The sequence below is a fragment of the Pandoraea sp. LA3 genome, assembly GCF_022696215.1.
GTDB lineage: Bacteria > Pseudomonadota > Gammaproteobacteria > Burkholderiales > Burkholderiaceae > Pandoraea > Pandoraea capi.
Map to the genome: position 1 here is coordinate 288,053 of NZ_PTPY01000038.1, position 21,493 is coordinate 309,545.

Annotated in this window: 13 protein-coding genes; 10 read left to right on the forward strand and 3 right to left on the reverse strand. The window is 63.6% G+C overall.

Translation table 11 applies throughout. From position 1 onward, the window contains the following. The 7 genes from C5N93_RS23865 to C5N93_RS23895 all read left to right on the forward strand — a co-directional run bounded on the left by C5N93_RS23865 (position 1) and on the right by C5N93_RS23895 (position 14,664). A complete protein-coding gene (locus C5N93_RS23865; RefSeq protein WP_242561179.1) occupies positions 1 to 372 on the forward strand; it encodes a hypothetical protein in 372 nt (123 codons plus the stop codon). Continuing rightward, positions 369 to 2,987, forward strand: a complete 2,619-nt coding sequence (locus C5N93_RS23870) for a hypothetical protein (RefSeq protein ID WP_242561180.1) — start codon at positions 369 to 371, stop codon at positions 2,985 to 2,987. Before C5N93_RS23865 ends, C5N93_RS23870 begins: the two co-directional genes overlap by 4 nt. 2 nt (positions 2,988 to 2,989) lie before the next feature. Next, the gene (locus tag C5N93_RS23875; RefSeq protein WP_242561181.1) at positions 2,990 to 7,921 is read left to right on the forward strand and encodes a contractile injection system tape measure protein; all 4,932 of its coding nucleotides are present in this window, start codon (positions 2,990 to 2,992) and stop codon (positions 7,919 to 7,921) included. Beyond that, positions 7,903 to 9,291 (forward strand): ATP-binding protein, encoded by a 1,389-nt coding sequence (locus tag C5N93_RS23880; protein WP_242561182.1) that lies wholly within the window; start codon positions 7,903 to 7,905, stop codon positions 9,289 to 9,291. The genes C5N93_RS23875 and C5N93_RS23880 overlap by 19 nt, the downstream gene beginning before the upstream one ends. A gap of 52 nt (positions 9,292 to 9,343) precedes the next feature. Further along, on the forward strand, positions 9,344 to 12,580 hold the full coding sequence (locus tag C5N93_RS23885; protein WP_242561183.1) for a hypothetical protein: 3,237 nt from the start codon (positions 9,344 to 9,346) through the stop codon (positions 12,578 to 12,580). A 72-nt stretch (positions 12,581 to 12,652) separates the two neighbouring features. Continuing rightward, the gene (locus C5N93_RS23890) at positions 12,653 to 13,855 is read left to right on the forward strand and encodes a GGDEF domain-containing protein (RefSeq protein WP_242561184.1); all 1,203 of its coding nucleotides are present in this window, start codon (positions 12,653 to 12,655) and stop codon (positions 13,853 to 13,855) included. A 122-nt stretch (positions 13,856 to 13,977) separates the two neighbouring features. Next, complete coding sequence (locus C5N93_RS23895) at positions 13,978 to 14,664, forward strand: hydrolase (protein WP_242561185.1); 687 nt, start codon at positions 13,978 to 13,980, stop codon at positions 14,662 to 14,664. A gap of 132 nt (positions 14,665 to 14,796) precedes the next feature. Here C5N93_RS23895 and C5N93_RS23900 read toward each other — a convergent pair whose 3' ends face one another. Both C5N93_RS23900 and C5N93_RS23905 read right to left on the reverse strand, forming a co-directional pair. After that, positions 14,797 to 16,140 (reverse strand): MFS transporter, encoded by a 1,344-nt coding sequence (locus C5N93_RS23900; protein ID WP_242561186.1) that lies wholly within the window; start codon positions 16,138 to 16,140, stop codon positions 14,797 to 14,799. A gap of 124 nt (positions 16,141 to 16,264) precedes the next feature. Then, positions 16,265 to 17,215, reverse strand: coding sequence for a LysR family transcriptional regulator (locus C5N93_RS23905; protein WP_242561187.1), 951 nt, complete (start codon positions 17,213 to 17,215; stop codon positions 16,265 to 16,267). Between the two features lie 119 nt (positions 17,216 to 17,334). Between C5N93_RS23905 and C5N93_RS23910 the strand changes: the two genes are divergently transcribed. The 3 genes from C5N93_RS23910 (at position 17,335) to C5N93_RS23920 (ending at position 20,953) form a co-directional block, all read left to right on the forward strand. Beyond that, entirely contained in the window at positions 17,335 to 18,483 is a 1,149-nt protein-coding gene (locus C5N93_RS23910; RefSeq protein ID WP_242561188.1) for an iron-containing alcohol dehydrogenase, read from the forward strand. 68 nt (positions 18,484 to 18,551) lie between these two features. Then, complete coding sequence (locus C5N93_RS23915; RefSeq protein ID WP_242561189.1) at positions 18,552 to 19,997, forward strand: NAD-dependent succinate-semialdehyde dehydrogenase; 1,446 nt, start codon at positions 18,552 to 18,554, stop codon at positions 19,995 to 19,997. Positions 19,998 to 20,209: 212 nt separating this feature from the next. Then, positions 20,210 to 20,953: a sulfite exporter TauE/SafE family protein gene (locus C5N93_RS23920; RefSeq protein WP_242561190.1), complete on the forward strand. Its 744-nt coding sequence runs from the start codon at positions 20,210 to 20,212 to the stop codon at positions 20,951 to 20,953. A gap of 2 nt (positions 20,954 to 20,955) precedes the next feature. Here C5N93_RS23920 and C5N93_RS23925 read toward each other — a convergent pair whose 3' ends face one another. Beyond that, the gene (locus tag C5N93_RS23925; protein ID WP_069342877.1) at positions 20,956 to 21,483 is read right to left on the reverse strand and encodes an Lrp/AsnC family transcriptional regulator; all 528 of its coding nucleotides are present in this window, start codon (positions 21,481 to 21,483) and stop codon (positions 20,956 to 20,958) included. Positions 21,484 to 21,493: the final 10 nt, after the last annotated feature.

Here is a 21,493-nt window from a genome sequence, read left to right on the forward strand (position 1 = left end):
ATGACCGCCACCACTGTCACGTCGGGTACAACGGGCTGCGTCGACATCGTCCTCACCGCGGACGACGCGCAGTTGCTCATGAGCGCGCTGAGCGAGCTTCCGTTCAAGCGGGTCTTCGAGTTGATCGGCATGCTGAACCGGCAGGCCAATGCCGTCACCCCGGGCGCGCCGCTGGTGTGTGCGCTCGATCCGGGCGCATTCGCGCTGATCGTGGAGGCCCTCGGGCAACTGCCGTATCAGCGAGTGCACGTGTTGATCGACGACCTGAAGGCACAACTGCACGCCGCCCGTGCTGCCGGCGAACGCACATCGGGCAGCCCCGTGCGCGCCGCACGTCATTCCGGGCGGGTGCCCGGCGTGAGGATGCCATGAACGCCCCTGAGTCCATCGCCCGTCACGACGGCGCCGGGTCCGATCCGCATGGGCTCGATTTCGATGCATTGCGTCGCGCAGGCATTGCGACGTTGCAGGCGTTGTGCGGCGAGCGCTGGACCGATTACAACCTGCACGATCCGGGCGTCACGATTCTTGAGCAGTTGTGTTACGCCATCACGGAGTTGGGGTACCGCTCGGACTTCCCGCCGGAAGACTATCTGGTCGGCGACGATGGACGGATCGACTACCAGCGTCACGCGCTGCATCCGGCAGACGACATTCTGCCGAGCGAGGTGCTCACGTTCGAGGACTATCGCAAGCGCTTCTACGACACGATTCCCGAGCTTGAGGACGTCTGGCTCACGCGAGACGACCGCCCGCTAGATAACGTCCATGCCGCGCACGGTCTGTGCCGTGTCGCCATCAAGCTCAACGACGCCCTTCAGGACAACGCGGACGACGCCACCCGCGCGAAGCATGAAGCCGCCGTATGTCTGCGCGTCAGGGAAGTGTTCCATGCGCATCGGAATCTGGGCGAAGACCTCTCCGATGTCGTCGTCGTGCCGGTCCAACCCGTATATCTGTGCGGCGAGATCCAGATTCATAGCGAGCGCGATCCGGCGTCGATCTTCGCCGACATCTTCTTTCAGTGCGCGCGTGCGGTGCATTCGGGCTTCCGGATCGAGCGATACGTGAAGGCATTCGATGCCGGCATTCCGCTCGAGACCCTGTTTGCCGGGCCGCGTACGGAGCATGGCTACGTGGCGAGCACCGGCGCGCAGGCGCAGGGCGCGCCGATCGCGCTGGCGCGCCTCGTCGGGCTGGTGCAGGCGGTCGACGGCGTGGCCCACGTGCAGCGTCTTGCGTTGTGCGATGCCGACGGCAAACCGGTGAACAGCGACAGCATGAACGGCACATCGGGCGCGGTGTTACGGTTGCGGTTTCCGGGCGACGCGCAGGGCAGCTTTCTGCGGCTGCACTTCGCGAGTGGCGCGGTCGGTGGCGGTGGCGGTACGAGGGCGCAGGCGTCGAATGGCGGCAACGAGCATCGGCGGGAGGAGAAGTCGCGGGTCGTGCTCGACGACGCGCGCGTCGCGCTGGCCAAAGCGCGTTTCGAATTCGATACGCTGCGTAACACGAAGCAGTCGGTGGCGGGCATCGTGCCCGCGCCGCAAGGTGAGCAGCGCGAACTGCGCGATTACTACTCGATTCAGCATCAGTTTCCTGCGATCTACGGGATCAACCGATTCGGTGTGCCGGCTACGGCACCGCTTGCCAATCGCGTCAGTGCCCATCAATTGAAGGCCTATCTCTATCTGGCCGAGCAGTTGATGGCCAACTATCTGGAAAACCTGCAATCGGTCGGCCGGATGTTCTCCGTCGACACGTTGTACGAAACCTATTTCTCGCAAACCATCGACAACGACGCATTGCCCGATATCGAGGCGTTCTATACCGACGCCCCGGCAGCCGTGCGCAGCCGCCTTGAGCGGATCGTGTCGAGAAAGGACCGGGCCGAGGACCGCCGCAGCCGGTTGCTCGACGTGTTGCTCGCCATGTATGGCGAGACGTATTCGCAAAAGTCCCTGCGACGCTTCGACGACTATCAGGACGCGCACGGTGCGCGTTGGCTGATCGACAACAAACTCGATTTCCTTCGTCACATCGCGACGCTGTCGCGGGACCGGGCGTCGGCGTTCGATATCACCGCGATGGATGTGCGTGCAGACGGTCGGCCCAACGTGGCCGGGGTCCACGCGAAGATTTCGATTCTGCTGGGCTTGCCGGCCGAACCGCCGCATGCGCCGCTGAGCGACGCGTTGCTGCGCTGGCACCTGCGGTTGCAGTCCGACGCTACGGCGACGAAGACGAGCTACGAGCATGCGGCGGCACGTCTCATCGTGCTCAAGTCGCAGGGGGAGCCGCCGACGGCGGCGCACCGGAGCGAAGCGCATACCGCACCGGGAGACACTTTGCCCGGCGGCCTGCTGGTGCATGGCGTGCGTCTGGAGAACTATGTGCTCAGGCAGCATGGCGACGCATTGCACGTTCATTTCCGCACGCACGATCCCCGCCTTGGCGACGCCACGAACGGGAAAGCGGCCGACGAGGTGCAACTGGCGCGGTTTCATGGGGATGAGGCGGTGGCCTACGCCGACCGGTACGTCGCGATATTGCGCGAATTCCTGTGTGAGCTGAATCAGGCGTCGGAGGGCTTCTATCTGGTGGAGCACGTGTTGCTGCGTCCGCATCGGCTGTCCACGCAAACCGAAGGGGAGACGGAAGCGCAGGCGCACGAAGCCGCGTCGTTCTTCAACGCGCGTGTGAGTGTGGTCTTCCCGGCGTGGACGGCGCGATTCAGCGATCCCGATTTCCGGCTGCTCGCGCAGGAGACCGTCTGCCGCAATCTGCCGGCGCACCTGCTGCCGGAATTCCACTGGCTGGACTACGTCGCCATGCGCGACTTCGAGCACCGCTACGGGCTGTGGCGTGCACGACTTCGGGAGCGGGAGACGTCGTCGTCGCTGGACCGGCTCGACGCCGCAAGCGCCAGTCTGCGCGCGTTGCTGATGCGCCGCCGTCGGGCGCATCACCTCACGCTTTGGGTGTAGCGGTGCAGGCCCGCCATCGGATCCGCAAGCTCGACTTCGACCTGACGTTCGCGTCGGGGGAGATGGGCATGTCGCAGGGTGAACCGCTTCGTGCGCTGGTCGTCGAGCGTTTGCTGCCGGTGATGGCGTCGGTGCTCGACGATGCGGCCCGCGACCTCGGGATCCATCGTATCGACCGGCTCGACGTCGATCTCGGCGAAGTCGAGGCTGAAGCGTTGCCCGATGTGCTGGCGGAGCAACTGGCGTTCGCGCTGGCTGAGGTGCTGGGTGATGGGCGTGGCGGAGAGGGCGCGGGGAGTCCCGAGCGACATGAGCGACATGAGGGATATGGGCGCCATGAGGAACGTGAAGACGTTTCGATCGCGCCCGTGCCGTTGAACGCCAACTACGGGGCAGATGATCCGACAGATAAGCCTGACGTACCGAAGGCCCGCCGATTCGCGACGCAGGCGGACGCCGACGTCGCGGATCTCATGGCATTCCTGACGCACGGTCTGGCAGTGGGCGACGTAGCGAGCGACTCGCGCGATGGCTATCCCGGCGGGCACACGGACACTGAGCGGCCTGCTCGCGTGTCCGATGTCGCGGCTTCCGGTGCTTCCGATGTCGCGGCTTCCGGTGCTTCCGATGTTGCGGCGTCGGGGGCGGCGACGATGACCGGGCGTTCGGTCGCCTCGGTCACGCCTGTTGGCGCGGTCGCCTCGGCTGAATCCAGTGAATCGACCTCCGCGACCTCGGGCGTTAGTTCGGCTCGCTCCACGGAATCGGTGGCATCCATGGCATCGACGGTATCGGAGGAGGTATCGGAGGTATCGGACGATCCACTAGACCGTCTGCTCGCTCGGGTGCTTGCAGGCGGCGTCGAGAGCGTTCGTCGGCAAATTCAGGCAAGCGCCTCGCCAGAAGTCTTGATCGAACGCCTGACGAAGCAGTTTTCGGCGAGCAACGTCTCAGCGATGATCAGGGCGCTGTACCCGAATGCCGCGCCCGAATGGCTGCGCGAACTTGATGCGCTTGAGTTGCTGTTGGTCACTGCCGGTTGGCGTCCGACGTTGCGCGCCGACGCACAACGGGTCGCGAGAGCGAGATTGATCGTGGCAGGCCTGGGTCTGTCGGGGACCGGCGCGCAATCGATGCCCTGGCATGACGTTTGGCACGCCGTGCTTTCCCGCGCTCGCCTCAATGTCTGGCCCGGCACGAACGAGGAAGCAACGGCGAGCATTCGGGCGGTGTTGCGTGCCGCGACCTTGGGGCGAACGGGCGCACTGCCGTCGCCAATGATCGACGCGTTGCACCGGGTGAGTCAGACGCTCGGCACGCCTGGCAGCATGGCACCAGAAGCGACACTTCACCCTTCTGACCGCGGCACCCGACACGTGGCGAGAGACCCGAGGACACCTCCATCCGACGCGTCGACGCTCGAGGCGAGGGCGCCGACGCATAGTCCGTCAAGCGGCGCACGGGTCGCCCGATGGAAAGCGCTATTGGCGGCAGCCTTCACGCGCGGGCAAGCCGAACCGCTCTATAGCGTCTGGCCGCAATTGATGGAAAACCATCCCGACCTGCTAAGCGAGGCGCTGCATCACTACCTTACGGTCCCGGACTTGCGTGAGCGCGTCGCCTCGACATTCCCGTTGTCGATGCTGGAGGACATGCTTGGACTGCTCTTGTCTCGTTTGCTGACGATGACGACTGACGACCTCACGACGCCGCCGGGCACATTGACGTCACGCATTCCGACGCGATCGGGTACTGAAAACGTGGCGGGGCGCGAGGCGACGGCGGCCCTGCAAGCGGCCGCGCATCTGTCGACGACCGGGAGCGGATTTGCCGGGGCAGATGCGCGCAGGCCCGAGACACGCATCGAAACGGAGATGATTGGCGGGCATGGTGCGGACAGCGACAAAGGCGGCGCATACCGGGACAACATAACCAAAAATCCGATGACGAGTGCGCATGTCGGAGTCATGGCGGGCACAGAGGCGGATTCAAGCGTAGCTATCCACAACAGCAAGGCAGACGAGGAACACCTCACCGGTTATGCGGCCACGAGCATGCATTCAGAAGACGCAACGGACCCGGATGCTGCGGCGGATTCCGGCGAAAACGCGCTCGTAGAGACCGATACGAGTGATGCCTGGATCACGGCCATTTCTGAGCCAATCATGAGCGAGGCGCTGACCACCGCATTGGGATGGCGCCGTGTATGGTCCGGCGACGTAGCGTCCTTGGTGGATGGGGTGGCATTCGCTGCGCATGTTTCCCACGACAGGACGGTGCAGACGCAACGCTCGTCGGGTGATGGACTTGAGCTCGGCGTTCAGCGAACGACGGCGCCAAGTCCGGTGCTAGTCGCTGCGGGCGATTCCGAAGGGGCCAATCGGTCGAGTTCGAACGACACGACGGACGCATTGCCGCTTGCCGTCGATAACGCCGAAGTCGCGTCGATCCCGGAGGCGCTACCGGCGCATGAAGGCTTCATTCGCGCGCTGTTGAGTGGCTCCCCGGAGGCGCTGTTCGAGGACTGGCAACGATGGCTGACCAACGAAAGTGATGCGCTGTCCGGCGTCTGGCGCCATTACGCGGGGTACGACACCGTGTTGATCCGCGTCGTGCAAGGTTTCCCGGAAGACATGCTGGCCGATCTCGCGACGCTTCTTGACCCCGCGGCCTTGTCGCTCTGGCGTTCACTCTCGGCGTTGTCGTGGGACGTGTTCAATGAGGGCAATCCGCCCAATCTGCTGCCCGGCAACGTCTCGCCAGAGCGCCTGATCGACAGTGACATCCCGCGCCTGACCACCGGGAGTGACGATGCCGTGAGCGTGCCCATGGAGACGGCGGTCAGTGCGACTGACGTGAGCGGCGCACGGGCGAGCGATCGGTCCTCATCGACGCCTTCATCGACGTCCCCACCTGTGCCCCCGTCGTCATGGAGTTTTGCGGCGTGGAAACGAATCGTCTGGCACGCTGTATTTACGTATTTGCGAGATGCGGGTTCCACGGCCTCCATTGCCCAACTGAGTGCGCTGGCCCATCGCTCGGCAGCAGCGCCGTGGCAGCATCGTCTGATCGATCAGTGGCTTTCGATGCCGGTCACGGCAACGCCTTCGCTGAGCCTTGAACGCCAGACGAATCGCGCGATGGAAAGCACAAGCTCGGCAGTACCGTCCACGACGCCGCCAACCAGTGACGTTGCCATCTCAGGGCACGATGACGAACGAGCGGACGCCGCTCCGAACGGCAGCCAGTTGCCAGTCATCATCGAAACAGAGCGGGTGAGCCGGGACGGCGCGCCATCCATCGCTGATCGCAGCGACGCGCCAATCGCATCGTCCACCGAGGCGCTGCGACGCCTGCTGCGTCTCCGACACGAAGTGCTGCCGCAAGGCGGTGATCTGACGGGCGAGACAGCGCGACTGACAGACGCACAGCGAGCAACGCTGCAACGTGAGCTTGCGACCGCCCATCCTGCGCTGACCGCTGGCGCGGGAGACCTCACTGCCACCGACTGGCAAGCCATCATCGACACGATGATCGCGACGAGCGACGTGATTCCCGTCGAGCATCGTGACGTCCTCTACCATTCGATTGCCGCGCATGCGCCAGATGACGCCACGACGCCACCTAACGCCGTCGCTCGGTACTTCGCCAGTGTCGCGGCCGCACTCGCCAGCGATAGCGTGCTGGAACTGGAAACGTTAAGCGAAGCAGCGTCCGACGATGCGCCAGCATTTCCCGACGATGCGACTGACACTGAGCCGCAGATCCGGACGCACGACGCTGCGACGGCACCTCAGTTGCCGGGCGCTTTCCCCACATCCCCAAAAACCTCAGATCGCGATGGGCCTCCGGCATCGCCGCAGTTGGCATCTGCCGCCGCATCATCCGAAGCCCAAACCCGTCGCACCGCCATGCCAGACGACTTCATCGACTACCTGACTTCTTCGGCCTTTCGTTCCGCGCAACTGCCGCCGCCCGGGTTCGATATCTGGATACGGCAGTCCGTCTATTCCGGTGCGCACGTGTTGCGTCCGGTGATTGCGCTGGCCGCAAACGATGAGGGGCTTGCCGGGCGCTGGCTGGATATCGTCCCGCAGCCGCTATGGCCCGGCCTCGCCCGGCTGTCGTCTCGTGACACGCCGCAGGTCGCAACGATGCTGCGTCTCGCGACGGATATCGCCGAGATGTGCGCGATGTCCATGCAGACCATAGCGGCGTCGGATTTACCTCGCATGCGCTGGCTAAGCCTGTTCCCGTGGTTATTCGCCCCGCAGCGTCCGTTCGATTCGGCGGTGTTCGCCGGATCGGTGGTGACGCGACTGGCGCGTCATGCCGGTGTCGAGGCGCCGCCCGCGCTGATCGCTCAAGTCCAACAGCAAACAGGAGTCGACATGCGTTCATCCCCTTCGAACACGAACGAGGCGGCCGCCCAAACGCCTTTCGATGTGCCCCACGCGGGGATTGTCCTGATGTGTGCGTTCATGCCCGTGCTGTGGGAATTCGTCGAACTCACTCACGACGGACGCTTTGTCAGCGAAGCCGCTGCCGAGCGTGCGGTGCTCTTGCTGTATTACGCCGGTACGGGGCAGACCGAAGCGCCGGAACATGAGTTGACGATGCACAAGCTGCTGTGCGGTGTGCCGTTCGCCACGCCGGTGGCGCGTCATCTGGATATCACGGAGAAGGAAGCCGCGACTTGCAATCGGATGATCGACGCCATGCTCCACCACTGGACTGCGCTTGGCAATACCTCACATGCCGGGCTGCGCGAAGCGTTCCTGCAACGTGACGGTCGGTTGTCGCTGGCCGAAGACGGCTGGCATCTGGACGTGCGCCGCCTCACTATCGATGTGCTGATGCGCCAGATGCCGTGGAGTATCTCCACGATTCAACTGTCATGGATGGAGCAACCGCTATGGGTGAACTGGACATGACGTCTGCACCGACCGCCGCCAACGCGCTGGCTGCCAACGCCGAGAGCCTGTCGCGAGAAATCGCGTGGTTCGGCGCCGTGCTCGAAACCCGGCTTCACGCCTATTTCATGCACGAAGGCGTGCCGCACGATATCCACGCGCATGCGCCGCCGACGCTAACCGACGATCCCTCGCCGTTTGCGCAGGCGCTGGTCGAGTACGGTCTGGCGGACGACTTCGACGCACGCGTCGTGCTCATGCTGGCCATGCTGCCGCATGTGAGACCGCAAGCGCTGGATCTGCTGTTCACGCAGAACAAGAACACCGAGCGCCAGTTCACGGAGTTCGGCGGATGGCGTGCACAGCATCACAGCGGGTTGCTGCCGACCGGTGAGACGGCGGCGTTCGTGCTCGCTGGCGACGACTTGTCGCGCCGCTTCGAGGTGCTCGACCTGTTCGACACGGATCACGTGTTTGCACGGGCAGGCATCCTCCGGTTGGAGCGCCGGGCAGACGGCGAGCCCGCGCTGGCCGCAGCGTTGCACGTCGAGCGAGACTTTCTGGAGCGCAGCACGTCCGGGCGCGAGCACAAGCCTGATTACAGCGCGGGCTTTCCCGCCAAACGCATCACCACGCAGCACGATTGGCGTGATCTCGTGCTGACGCCGGACGTCATCGACGAAATCGACCAGATTCGCCAGTGGCTGGATGGCGGGGAGGCGGTCATGCGCCGCTGGCAGCTCGACCGGATGATGAAGCCCGGTTTTCGTGCGCTGTTCTACGGGCCGCCGGGTACGGGCAAGACGCTCACGGCCACGCTGCTCGGCAAGGCCGCAGGCGTCGACGTCTACCGGATCGACCTGTCGAAAATCGTCTCGAAGTACATCGGCGAGACCGAGAAGAACATGGCCAACGTGTTCGATCAGGCGCAGAACAAGCGCTGGATCCTGTTCTTCGATGAGGCGGACGCGCTCTTCGGCAAACGCACCGAAGGGAGTAGCGCCAACGATCGCCACGCGAATCAGGAGGTTGCGTATTTGCTTCAACGCATCGAAGACTATCCGGGCGTGGTGCTGCTCGCCAGCAACCTGAAAGGCAATATCGACGAAGCGTTTGCACGACGCTTCCAGAGCGCCATCCACTTCCCTATGCCCGACGACGCCCAGCGGCTTCAGCTCTGGCGCAATCTCTTCCCCGAGCGTCGGGGGCTGGCGGCGGACGTGGACCTCCCCGGGCTGGCGAGCGCCCATGTGCTCTCTGGCGGCGCGCTGCTCAACGTGGCGCGACATGCCGTGATGTGGGCCGATCGCGACGGGCGCGATACCGTCACGCAGGCCGACTTGCAGCGCGCCATCCGACGCGAACACCTCAAAGAAGGACGCACGATCTGATATGAGCCACGTCGACTTCATGGGGCGCTGCGGCAGGCGCAGACGAGTTTCGGTGCTGGCTGCCGGAATGGCGGGGCTGACCCTGTCGCTGGGGGCGCTGGCATCGCTCATTTCGGTCCCCGCCGTCGCAGCGGTGCCGTCAACGGCGAGTGCTGCGACGTCGTTGCCTGCCGTACCCCCGGCATCGAAGCCTGCCGCCGCGCCGGTGGCCGCGTCTGCGCCGGTTGCGGTCGCGCCGGCGCCTGCCGTTGGAGGCGCTTCTGCTGTGTCGCCACCGGCCGCTGCCGCATCAACGCCTGTGGCTGCTCCGGTGACACCGCCTGCGCCACAACCCTCTGCCACACCTACTGCACCTTCTGCATCTGCCGCAGCACCAGCAGCGAGTCCCGCGACGTCCGCATCGCCGCCGTCAACCGTCAAGGGTGCCCCGACGCAAGCCGTCGCGGCACCTGCCGACACGCCGTCGGTCAAGGTCTCGCGCATGGCGCCGCCCATTGGCAGCGACGGCAAGCCGATGACTCCCGAGCAGGCGTGGCGCATCGTCAATACCGTGCAGGTCACACCGGAGCCGACCTCTGGCCCGTCTACCGTACTGATTTCTGCCGATGTGGTGCGCCATCTGGCACCGGCCACGCGACGCGCCATTCAGCAGGCGCTCCTCGTCATCTATTCGGAAGACCCGGCCTACCTTCAGGCCTATCGTGAAAGCACGCGGCCGCTGTCGGACAATCTCGTCGGGCCGATCACCTTGTCGTGGCTCAATCGCTTCTGGCTCGACTTCAAGATGCAGCCGGTCGGCAACCTGACCAGTGCGTCGGTGCAGGCGTTGCTGAAGTTCGCGTCGATCGTGCGGGCGCATCCGCAATGGAAGGCCGATCTGGTCGGTGCCGACCTCGGTCGCTGGATCGACGGGTTCGAGCCAAAGGAGCAGGCGCGCTACTACCAGATTCGCCTTGCGGGCACGGACGACGAGATCGCCGCCATGCTCTGGCTCTATCACCTGGATACCGACGGGAATCGCAACGCGGGCCCCGATCCCGACCGAGCCCTGCTGACGATCTACAACTACACGCTCGACGCCGCCGACTTCAGCCTGCTGGCGTCGAAATCCAAGGTCATCGACCATCTTTCGGCCTTGCAGGACAAGGTCTATCTGAATCAGCCGCTGTTCGATGCCGCCGTGCTCGACGCCCTCAAGGACCTCGGCAAACGTGCCGAAGCCTATCTGCCGGAAGCCCGTGCCGTGGCCGTCACCACGACGTACCAGCTCACGGACGCCTCGCTCCAGCAACTCCGCAACGACAACCGTGTGCCGACGGAAATCGTCGACGCCGTCTCGGGGCTTACCGAGGAGTACGCCAGTCAGGCCGATTTCAACGAAGCGATTCTCGACGCCACCTCGGATATCAAGACGCCGGTCGATCCGTACGTGCCGGACATCATGCGCGCCGCGCAGTCGCAGACCACCTACGTGCTGACGGCGCAAGCGCTCGCGGAGCTGGCGTCGAGCCGCCGCAACGAGTCGGTGCCGCCGGTCGTGCTCGACATGCTTGGGGGATTGCAGGGGTTGCAGTATCCGCAGTTGTGGCTGTTCGACCGGGCCGTGATGGCGCGCTTGCGCGAAGGCGTGGGCGCTTGCCCCACGGGCATACCGGGGAGCGTGGCCGATGCGCGCAAGATTTCGTCCGATCAGATGCAGCAGTTGTCGGCCGTGCTGCGCGACCCGGCGCTGTTTGCGCAGCTCGAAGCGCTCTGGCGTAAAGGCACGTGCAGCAATGTCGAGACCTTGTCGCTGCCGCAACTGATGCAGGCGCTGTATGACCGCTTCCGGCCGTCGCTGGTTGCGACCGCCCGCAAGCGGCCGGTGTTCGACCCGACTCGGCAGGTGAGCTGGAGCGGTGACGGTTGCGGGTGTCTGTTAGACCATCTGCAAGGCACCGTCTATGGTTTCTTCCCGTTCTGGATGGCCGGACCGAAGCAGAACGTCGACTTCAGCACGCTCACGCGCATCGGCTACTACGGTGCGACGTTCGACGATACCGGCGCGCTGGTGCAAGCCAATTACGGCAGCAATTTCGTGGAGTTGTCGCAGACGTCCGCCTCGTTGCCTGGTGACTTCGTCTCGGTAGCGCAACGACATCAGAGCGACGTGCAATGGGTGATCCAGCGCAACGACTGGCGGACCTGGACGCGTCTGGACAAGGATCGCAAGGTGGCCGTGCTGAACCGGCTCGGCGCGGACATCGTGAAGCTGCTCTCGACCGGCTTGCGTAACTGGACCGCGTCGGTGTCGAACCATCTGCCCTTCGGCGCGCGCTTTGCGCCGACCAACGGCAGCGGGGTCGTGCTGTTTTTCGACGGCTACCCGGAAGATCCCGTGTCGGTCGTGGTGTTCAACCAGTTCGTCGACCAGCTTCGCACCCAGTTGCGTCGGGCGAGGGCAGGGGATCGCATCGACATTCTCGTGCGCCACGATCGCGTGGGGCATGGCATCTACACTTACTCGAACCTGCTGCAACTCGTGACGGACACCGACAAGAACGTTTCGACCGACCTGCTGGCGCGTGTCGACCGGGACCGGAACCGGCGTCCGAATTTCCTCGTGCTGCTCGATGAACCGACGACCGACTCGAAGAAGGCGCTGCGCGAGTCGGTCGAAGCCGGCCTGCATGGCGAGGATCGCCGCACGGTGCTGCGCCAGATCATTCCCGTCATCACGTTCGACAACGACAACTGGCAGCAACTTCAGGACGATATCGTCTACGCGCAGGACAACTTTGGCGGTATCGGCTTCTGGCCGATGCCACTTCGCACCGCGGCGGCGGAGGCGTCGAAAACCGATCCCGCCGTGCCGTCAGCCGAGTCGATCATCCCCAAACCGACGGAAGGGGTGCAGGCCTGCACGATGACGCGCAGCATCAGCGAATGTCTGGCGGATCACTACCAGATTCCCGCCGGCGCGCAGTCCTCGGCCGTTTGCAAGACGGTGTGCGAGAACCTGTTCGCGTTCCGGCTGGCAACGAAGATCGCCTTGCTGTTGCTGATCGGGTGTGGCGTGGCCTACTACGTGTCGTGCCGCTGGCGCGAGTGGATGACGCGTTACTATCACGCGCCTTCGCTTGCCATTGCGGGGATCTGGATCCTGCTCAGCCTGGCGCTGCTGTTCTGCGACCCGTTCTTGCGATGGCTGGCGCGCGGCTACATGATCCCGATATTCCTCGTGCTGTTCATCGTGGCGTTGATCGCGTGGTACCAGTACCAGCTCAAGGCGCGCGATGATCAGCCTTGAGTACGGAGACGATCGCCGCGTCACGGAATTCGGCTATGCTGGCGGCTAAAACAAAAATCTCGCGGCGCGTACATGTCTATCCCGGCGGTTTTCATCAGCATTGCCATTCTCTCGTGTGTGATGAGCGTTGCCGTACTCGGCTCATTGTTTCAGGCGCATGTCCCGGGCGTACGGTTGTGGAGCGTGGCGAGCGGCTTGCTGGCGCTCACGTCCGCATTGCTGTTGATGGGCACCTCCGACGTCATTGTCGCAACATCGAGCAGCCTGCTGATGATCGCCTCGCTGCTCGGCGTGCAGGGGTTTCGTCAGTTTCTGAACACGAGAGCGAGCTACGCATGGGAATACGTCGCGCTCGCCGTGATCCTCGCACTGCTGATCCACTGGACGTTCATGTCGCCCCATGTCGATGCACGCAGCGCGATGATTTCCGGCGTCATCGCGTATGTACGGTTCAACATCGGCTGGATGGTGTTGAAGTATCGGCCGCCGGGCCGTCCCAAGTACGCTTATTACTTCGTTTCGGTGGCGGCAACGCTGGGGGCGGTGGTGCATGCCGTGCGCTCCTTCGCCTATGCCGTGGGGCTGGCGCATGAGACCGTGTTTCTCCAGCCAACACCGCTGAATGTCCTGTTCCTCGGCATGGCGACGCTCACGCTGCCCTGTCTGTCCGTCGGCATGGTCCTGCTCGCGCATGACCGGCTCGCCGACCGGATGGAGCGTCTGGCAACGTTCGACGATCTGACGGGCGTGCTCGCTCGGCGGGCATTCATCGCGCGCGCGGAGGCGGTTGTCGCTCGCACGGCGGCACGTTCGCCGCTGTCCATCGCGATTCTGGATATCGACAATTTCAAGAGCGTCAACGACCGGTACGGCCATGCGTGCGGCGATTTTGCACTGGCGCACGTGGCATCGCTGATCTCACAGTCCGTACGGGCTGACGACGTGGTCGGGCGTATCGGGGGCGAAGAGTTTGCCGTGCTGCTGCCGGCGGCGACCCGTGAGGAAGCAGGCCGTCTGGTCGACCGTCTGCGTCTTGTCGTTGCGGGTTCCGGCTCCTGCGTTTCCGGCCGCAACGTCACGCCTACGTTGAGCGCCGGTGTGGACGCGTTCGGCGAGAACGACACCCTGGCGAGCGTCATGGCAAGAGCGGATGCGGCACTCTATGCCGCCAAGGCACGTGGCAGGAACTGCGTGGTTGTCGCGACCGACGGCGGGACGATCCCGGAGGACGACCGATATCCGCAGGTGGTCGGTGGGCAAGCCGCCGCCGGGTGAGTGTCATCCGCATGGCAGCAACCGTTTCGACGACTAATACCATCATCTGATGTTCCGGCAAGGGGCGCTCGACTAGTCTTTCGTGGGGTTGCACAGTGCACCTCAGTTAAAGGACTCCGACCATGTCTAATGCCAAACTCGAAGTTTTGACCCCTCAGAACAGCCAGCTCATCATCATCGACCATCAGCCGCAAATGGCATTCGGCGTGCAATCGATGGACCGGCAGGCGCTGAAGAACAATGTGGTGGGTCTGGCCAAGGCCGCGAAGATTTTCAATATCCCGACGACGATCACCACGGTCGAGAGCGAATCGTTCTCGGGTTACACGTATCCCGAAGTGCTCGACGTGTTCCCCAACGCGAAGACGCTCGAACGCACGTCGATGAACTCCTGGGACGACCAGAAGGTGCGCGATGCGCTGAAGGCCAATGGTCGTAACAAAGTGATCGTCGCAGGTCTCTGGACGGAAGTGTGTAACACGACTTTCGCCCTGTGCGCCATGCTCGAAGGCGGCTACGAGATCTATATGGTGGCCGACGCCTCGGGCGGCACCAGCAAGGAAGCGCACGATTACGCCATGCAGCGCATGGTACAGGCCGGCGCCGTGCCGGTGACGTGGCAGCAGGTGCTGCTCGAATGGCAACGTGACTGGGCGCATCGCGACACTTACGATGCCGTGATGAAGCTCGTGAAGGAGCATTCGGGCGCTTACGGCATGGGCGTCGACTACGCTTACACGATGGTGCACAAGGCGGCGCAACGCACGGCAACTTCCCACGAATCGATCGCCCCGGTTCCGGCGCGCTGATCGGTCGTTGCCTGATCACGCGGTTTGCCCCTGTCTTCGGCGATCCGGCATTTGAGTTTATTGTGAACAAAACAAGAAAGCCGCCGGACATCGTGCCGGCGGCTTTTTTGCATGACAACGTTGACAACGGGATCAGTCGTCAAGCGGCAAACCGCTGCGATCCTTGACCAGCGCGACCGCCACGAGGGAGACGAGGGCGCAGGCGATCATGAAGAACACTACCGGCACGTAGCTGCCGCCGAAGTAGGCCACAAGCGCCGTTGCGATCAGCGGCATCGGGCCGCCCACGAGCGCCGCGCCAATCTGATAACCCAGCGACATGCCCGTGTAACGAATCGACGGCGGGAACGCCTCGGCGAGCAGCGTGCCGATCATCGAACCATATGTCGTCCAGATCACGCTCAACCCTACGCCCACAGCCACTGACGCCAACAGGATCGACTTCTGATTGAGCAGCCAGAAGTACGGCCCGATCCACACGATGAACGCCACCGTCCCCCAGAGAAACACCTTCTTGCGGCCAATCCTGTCCGACAGATGGCCGAAGTAGAGCATGAACGGGAACGCAATCAGCGCGCAGACCAACACGATGTTCAGAATGTCCGAGCGCTGAAAGCCGTGGCCGATCATGTACGAAATCGTGAACGTCGCATAAAGGAAGAACGTCGACGTTTCCACGACCTTGGCGCCGATCGCGATCAGCACTGCCCGCCAGTGGTCCTGCAACGTTTCCTTCAGCGGAATCCGCGTCTCGGTGCGCGTGGCCAGAATCCGCTTGAACGACGGTGTCTCACCCACGGCGTTACGAATCCACATGCCGATCAGCACCAGCACGATCGAGCCAACGAACGGAATGCGCCAGCCCCAGCTCTGAAAATCGGCGTCGCTGATCGAGTTGCTCAGCAGCGATGTGATGATGTTGCCCAACGCCAGACCGAGCACCGCGCCTGTCTGCGGCACAGCGCCATAGAAGCCGCGACGATGACGCGGCGAATACTCCACCGCCAGCAATACGCCGCCACCCCATTCGCCGCCGAGCGCGAGTCCCTGCATCAGCCGCAGCAGCGAGAGCAGGATCGGCGCCCAGACGCCAATCTGGTCGTAATTGGGCAGCAGTCCCATGAGCACCGTCGACATCCCCATCATCGTCAACGTGATGGCCAGCGTCTTCTTGCGACCGACGCGATCCCCGATGTGCGCAAAGATCACGCCGCCGAGCGGACGAATGACGAAAGCCAGCGCGAACGTCGCAAGCGCCAGCAGATTGCTGACCAATGGGTCCGTGCTGGGGAAGAACTGCTTTGCGAAGATGATGGACGCCATCGTTCCGTAGAGGAAGTAGTCGTACCACTCGATCGTGCTGCCGACGGCACTGCCGAGCAGCGCACGACGGCGCTCGGCGTCGGGCACCATCGTTTCTTTCATCGCAGACGTCAGGCTGGGGGTGCCTGCGCTGTTGGGCGCGATTCCGCTCATTGTCTCCACCTTGTTTTTTAATGACCGGACGAAGTCTACAAAGGCGGCGCGCGTCAGTACACTGAAGGTTGGCGTTAGCGCTATAACTTTCTCTCAAGGCTGGCGATGCCTGCACGTCCGAGCATCATGTGAGAGACGCATACCGGGTCGCACCGTTGGAGACGATGGCGTCCATCAGCATGCGGGCCCCATGGGATGTGGGGGCGCCACGGCGCGTCACCAGCTCGTAAGGCTCGCTGAGCGACGAGAGTTGCAGCGGGAGCGTACAGGCCACGCCGTGCTCGGTATAGAAACGGGCCACGTCGATCGATACCAGTGCGACCAACGCAGGGTTCTTCTGCAACAGCGAAACGGTGGCGAAGGCCGATGTCGTTTCCAGTAAATGTGCCGGGAATCGCAAGCCGGCGTCGTGGAATTCCCGCTCCAGCAGTCGACGCATCGGCATGTTCGCCCGGTAGACCACCCAGCGGTAGTCGGCAAGCGCCTCCAGGGAGACGTTCGCCGCATTGGCCAGCGGGTGGGCCGTATTGGCGATGACCGCCAGCGTTTCGTTCTGCACAAACACGCTGTCGTAGAGGTAGGGTGTCTGACTGACGCTCGTACGGCACACGGCGAGGTCGAGCCGGCCAGCGTCGATCTGGCTGAGCAACGTGGCGCTCGTGTCCTCCACGATCTCGATGGACATTTCCGGCTGCACCTCGCTCACGGACGTAATGGCATCGGTCAGCAACGGCACGGCCCCCATGATGACGCCGACCGAAACGCGTCCCCCGTGGCCGCGCATGATGCCGACCATCTCTTCACGCAGATGCGCGAGATCTGACTGGATCAGACGCGCATAGCGAATCACGCAATGCCCGACGGCATTGGGCTCGAGCCCGCGGTTCGAGCGCTCGAACAACGCCGTGCCGAACGTCGTCTCGATCTCATGCAGCGCCTTGCTGGCCCCCGGCTGCGTCATGGCGAGTTGCTTCGCCGCCCCGAGCAACGACCCGTGCTCCTCGATGGCGATAAGCAGACGAAGCTGTTTGACGTGCAGCCGGGAGATGATCGAGTTAAGGGAAGGGGGCGTCATTGTCTTGATGAAAAGTTATATCGCTATCAAATGCTGTCAATATCGCCGTGACGTGATGGGCCATACACTGCGATATCGCTGCGTGAGCATAGCGCTCCTATAACTTTTCGTCATCCACTATGTCCCTCATCAACTACATCACCCAGATCCAGTTCGGCTACGACACGATTCGTCTGCTCGGCAGCGAGTGCGAGCGCATCGGTATGCGCCGCCCGCTGATCGTGACGGACGCCGGTATTCGCGCGGCCGGGCTGCTCGATACCGTTCTGGACGCATTGGGCACATTGGGCGCGGATCAGCCGATACCCGTCTTCGACCAGACGCCGCCGAACCCGAACGAATCGGTCGTGCGCGACGCCGTCGCCATGTACCACGCCAACACGTGCGATGGCGTCATTGCCCTTGGCGGCGGCTCGTCGATCGATCTGGCCAAGGGGGTGGCGGTGTGCGCCACGCATGAGGGGCCGCTTCAGCAATTCGCGGTCATCGAGGGCGGCGTCGCGCGTATTACCTCGGCAACCGCACCCGTCATTGCCATTCCGACGACTGCGGGCACCGGCAGTGAAGTCGGCCGTGGCGCCATCCTGATCCTCGACGACGGTCGCAAAGTCGGCGTGATCTCCCCGTACGTCGTGCCGCGCGTGGCGATCTGCGATCCGGCGTTGACGCTGGGCCTGCCCGCAGGGCTGACCGCCGCCACCGGCATGGACGCCATCGCCCACTGCATGGAGACGTTCATGGCCCCCGCGTTCAATCCGCCCGCCGACGGCATTGCGCTCGACGGCCTGTGGCGCGCGTGGCGTCACATCGAGCGGGCGACGCGCGAGCCGTCCGATCGCGAGGCGCGCCTGAACATGATGAGTGCGTCGATGCAAGGGGCGCTGGCATTCCAGAAAGGGCTGGGATGCGTGCACAGCCTGAGCCACTCGCTGGGGGGCATCAATCCTCGTCTGCATCACGGCACGCTCAACGCTATCCTGTTGCCTGCCGTGATCGCGTTCAACCGTGCAGCGCCGTCAATGCAGCAAGACGCGAAACTCAACCGTCTGGCGCAGGCAATGGGCCTAACATCGGGCGACGACGTCGGTCCGGCGGTTGCCGACATGACGGCGAAGCTCGGTCTTCCCTCGGGGCTTGCGGAACTGGGGGTGACTCGCGAGCTATTCCCGCGCATCATCGTGGGTGCGCTGAAAGATCACAGCCACAAGACCAACCCGCGAGAGGCCTCCCCCGAGGATTACCGCGAGATGCTGGAAGCGTCGATGTAAAACGCGGCGAGGCGCGCGGATGTCCGGTGCGCCTCACCCCATTGCCCAATTGTTCTCAGGAAATTCATATGGTTACGTCAGGATATACAGACACCCGGCTTCTGATTAACGGCGAGTGGTGCGATGCCGCCAGCGGCAAGACGCTCGACGTCGTCAACCCGGCAACGGGCAATGTCATCGGTAAAGTCGCGCATGCGGGCATCGCCGATCTGGATCGTGCCCTCGATGCCGCACAACGCGGATTCGCCGTCTGGCGCAAGGTGCCGGCCGCCGAGCGTGCCGTCACGATGCGCAAGGCTGCCGCACTGGTGCGCGAGCGTGCCGATTCGATTGCCCGTCTGATGACGCAGGAACAAGGCAAGCCGTTCGCCGAAGCACGCATCGAAGTGCTGTCCGGCGCCGGCATCATCGAATGGTTTGCCGACGAAGGGATGCGTGTATACGGCCGTGTCGTGCCGTCGCGTAATCTGAGCGCCCAGCAGACCGTGCTCAAGGAACCGATCGGCCCGGTCGCCGCGTTCACGCCGTGGAACTTCCCGGTCAATCAGGTCGTGCGCAAGCTGAGCGCCGCGCTGGCCTGCGGCTGTTCGTTCCTGGTCAAGGCGCCGGAAGAAACCCCGGCATCGCCGGCGGCGCTGCTGCAAGCGTTCGTCGACGCGGGCGTGCCGGCCGGTGTGGTCGGTCTTGTCTTCGGCGATCCGGCGGAAATCTCCAGCTACCTGATTCCGCATCCGATCATTCGCAAGGTCACCTTCACCGGCTCGACGCCGGTCGGCAAGCAACTGGCCTCATTGGCTGGCCTGCACATGAAGCGCGCCACGATGGAACTGGGCGGCCACGCACCGGTGATCGTCGCCGAAGACGCCGACCTCGCGCTGGCCGTCAAGGCTGCCGGTGGCGCCAAGTTCCGCAATGCCGGTCAGGTCTGCATCTCGCCGACGCGTTTTCTGGTGCACAACAGCGTGAAGGACGAATTCGCGAAGGCGCTCGTCAAACACGCCGAAAGCCTGAAGCTGGGCGACGGTCTGGCCGAAGGCACCACGCTCGGCCCGCTCGCCAACGCACGTCGCCTGACGGCCATGAGCCACGTGATCGAGAACGCCCGCAAGACCGGCGCGACGGTCGCGACGGGTGGCGAGCGTGTCGGCTCCGCCGGCAACTTCTTCGCGCCGACGGTGCTGACCGACGTGTCGCTCGACGCCGACGTGTTCAACAACGAGCCGTTCGGCCCGGTCGCTGCGATTCGGGGCTTCGACAAGTTGGAAGACGCGATTGCCGAAGCCAACCGTCTGCCGTACGGGCTGGCCGGCTATGCCTTCACGCAGTCGTTCCGCAACGTGCATCTGCTCTCGCAGCAGATGGAAGTCGGCATGTTGTGGATCAACCAACCGGCGGCCCCATCGCCCGAAATGCCGTTCGGCGGCGTGAAGGACTCGGGCTACGGTTCGGAAGGTGGACCGGAAGCCATGGAAGCCTACCTGGTGACGAAGGCTGTTTCGGTCATGGCGAACTAACGTCTCACTGTTCTGGCATGGCTTGACGACGCGGCGTCCGCACATCGGACGCCGCGTTTTTTATTTTGCTGCGCCACCGCATAAGCAAATGCGTATGCAGACATCCGCAGATCGGATTGTCCTGCCAGTGAAACTCACCACAATCTTCCTGAGTGTCAGGATGCCGAAATCTCCTGGCGACGTATCCGTGTTGGCTGACTCGGGAAGACGCGATGTTCGAGATCTATTTGTTGACGGCCGTCGGGGCTGTCGTCGCAGGATTTGTTCAGGGCATTTCCGGCTTCGCTTTCGGTTTGGTCGCCATGTCCTTCTGGGCGTGGTCGCTAGACCCGAAGCTTGCCGCCTGTCTCGCCGTGTTCGGCGCATTGACGGGACAGCTTCTGGTCGCGGTCACCATGCGGCGCGGCTTCAACCTCAAACTGTTGCTGCCGTTCGTACTCGGCGGACTGGCAGGCGTGCCGATCGGCGTGGCGATTCTCCCGCATCTGCAAATGAACTGGTTCAAGGCTGCGCTGGGTGCACTGCTCGTAGTGTGGTGCCCCTCGATGCTGCTCGCCAGAAATCTGCCGAAGATCACCTTCGGTGGAAGGCTCGGCGACGCGATAGCCGGACTGACCGGAGGTGTGCTGAGCGGCGTCGGCGGATTTGCCGGCACACTGCCAACGCTGTGGTGCACGCTCAGGGGCTTCGAGAAGGACACTCAACGCGCCGTCATCCAGAATTTCAATCTCGCGATGCTGGTCGTGACGATGGGGGCCTATCTCGCGACGGGCGTCGTCACCCGGGCCGCGATTCCGTTGTTCGCCATCGTCGCGCCCGCGATGCTGATCCCGACGTTCCTCGGTGCCAAGCTCTATATCGGCCTGAGCGAAGCGCGCTTCCGACAGATCGTCCTGTCCCTGCTCACGGCGTCGGGCATCGCGTTGCTCGCCTCATCGGTGCCGAAGCTGCTGTGAGACTACGCCCACTCCTGGGTGCCGTTATCGGGCTCGGCCAACGTCAGGCCGGCCGTCGGTAACGGCAGGGCCGTCTTGTAGCGCACCTGCTTGAGCGCAAAGCTCGAACGAATGTTGGAGATGCCCGGAATCTTGGTGAGATGCTCGACGATGAAGCGCTCCAGCGTCTTCATGTCGGGCATGACCACGCGCAGCAGGTAATCGGCGTCGCCCGTCATCAGATAGCACTCCATGACCTCCGGACGCTCGGCGATCGCATGCTCGAAGTTCATCAACGCTTCTTCGCCCTGTTTTTCCAGCCGGACCTGAATGAATACGTTGATATGCAACCCCAGCGGCTCGGGGTTGAGCAACGTGACGCGCTCCTTGAACAGCCCCAGTTTCTCCAGCGCACGTACGCGGTTGAAACAAGGCGTTGGGGACAGATGCACCGCACGGGCCAATTCCGCGTTGGTGATCCTCGAATCCTTCTGCAATTCGGCGAGGATCGCGATGTCAGTCCGGTCCAGATGCTTAGGTAAAGTCGTCACAGTAGAAATA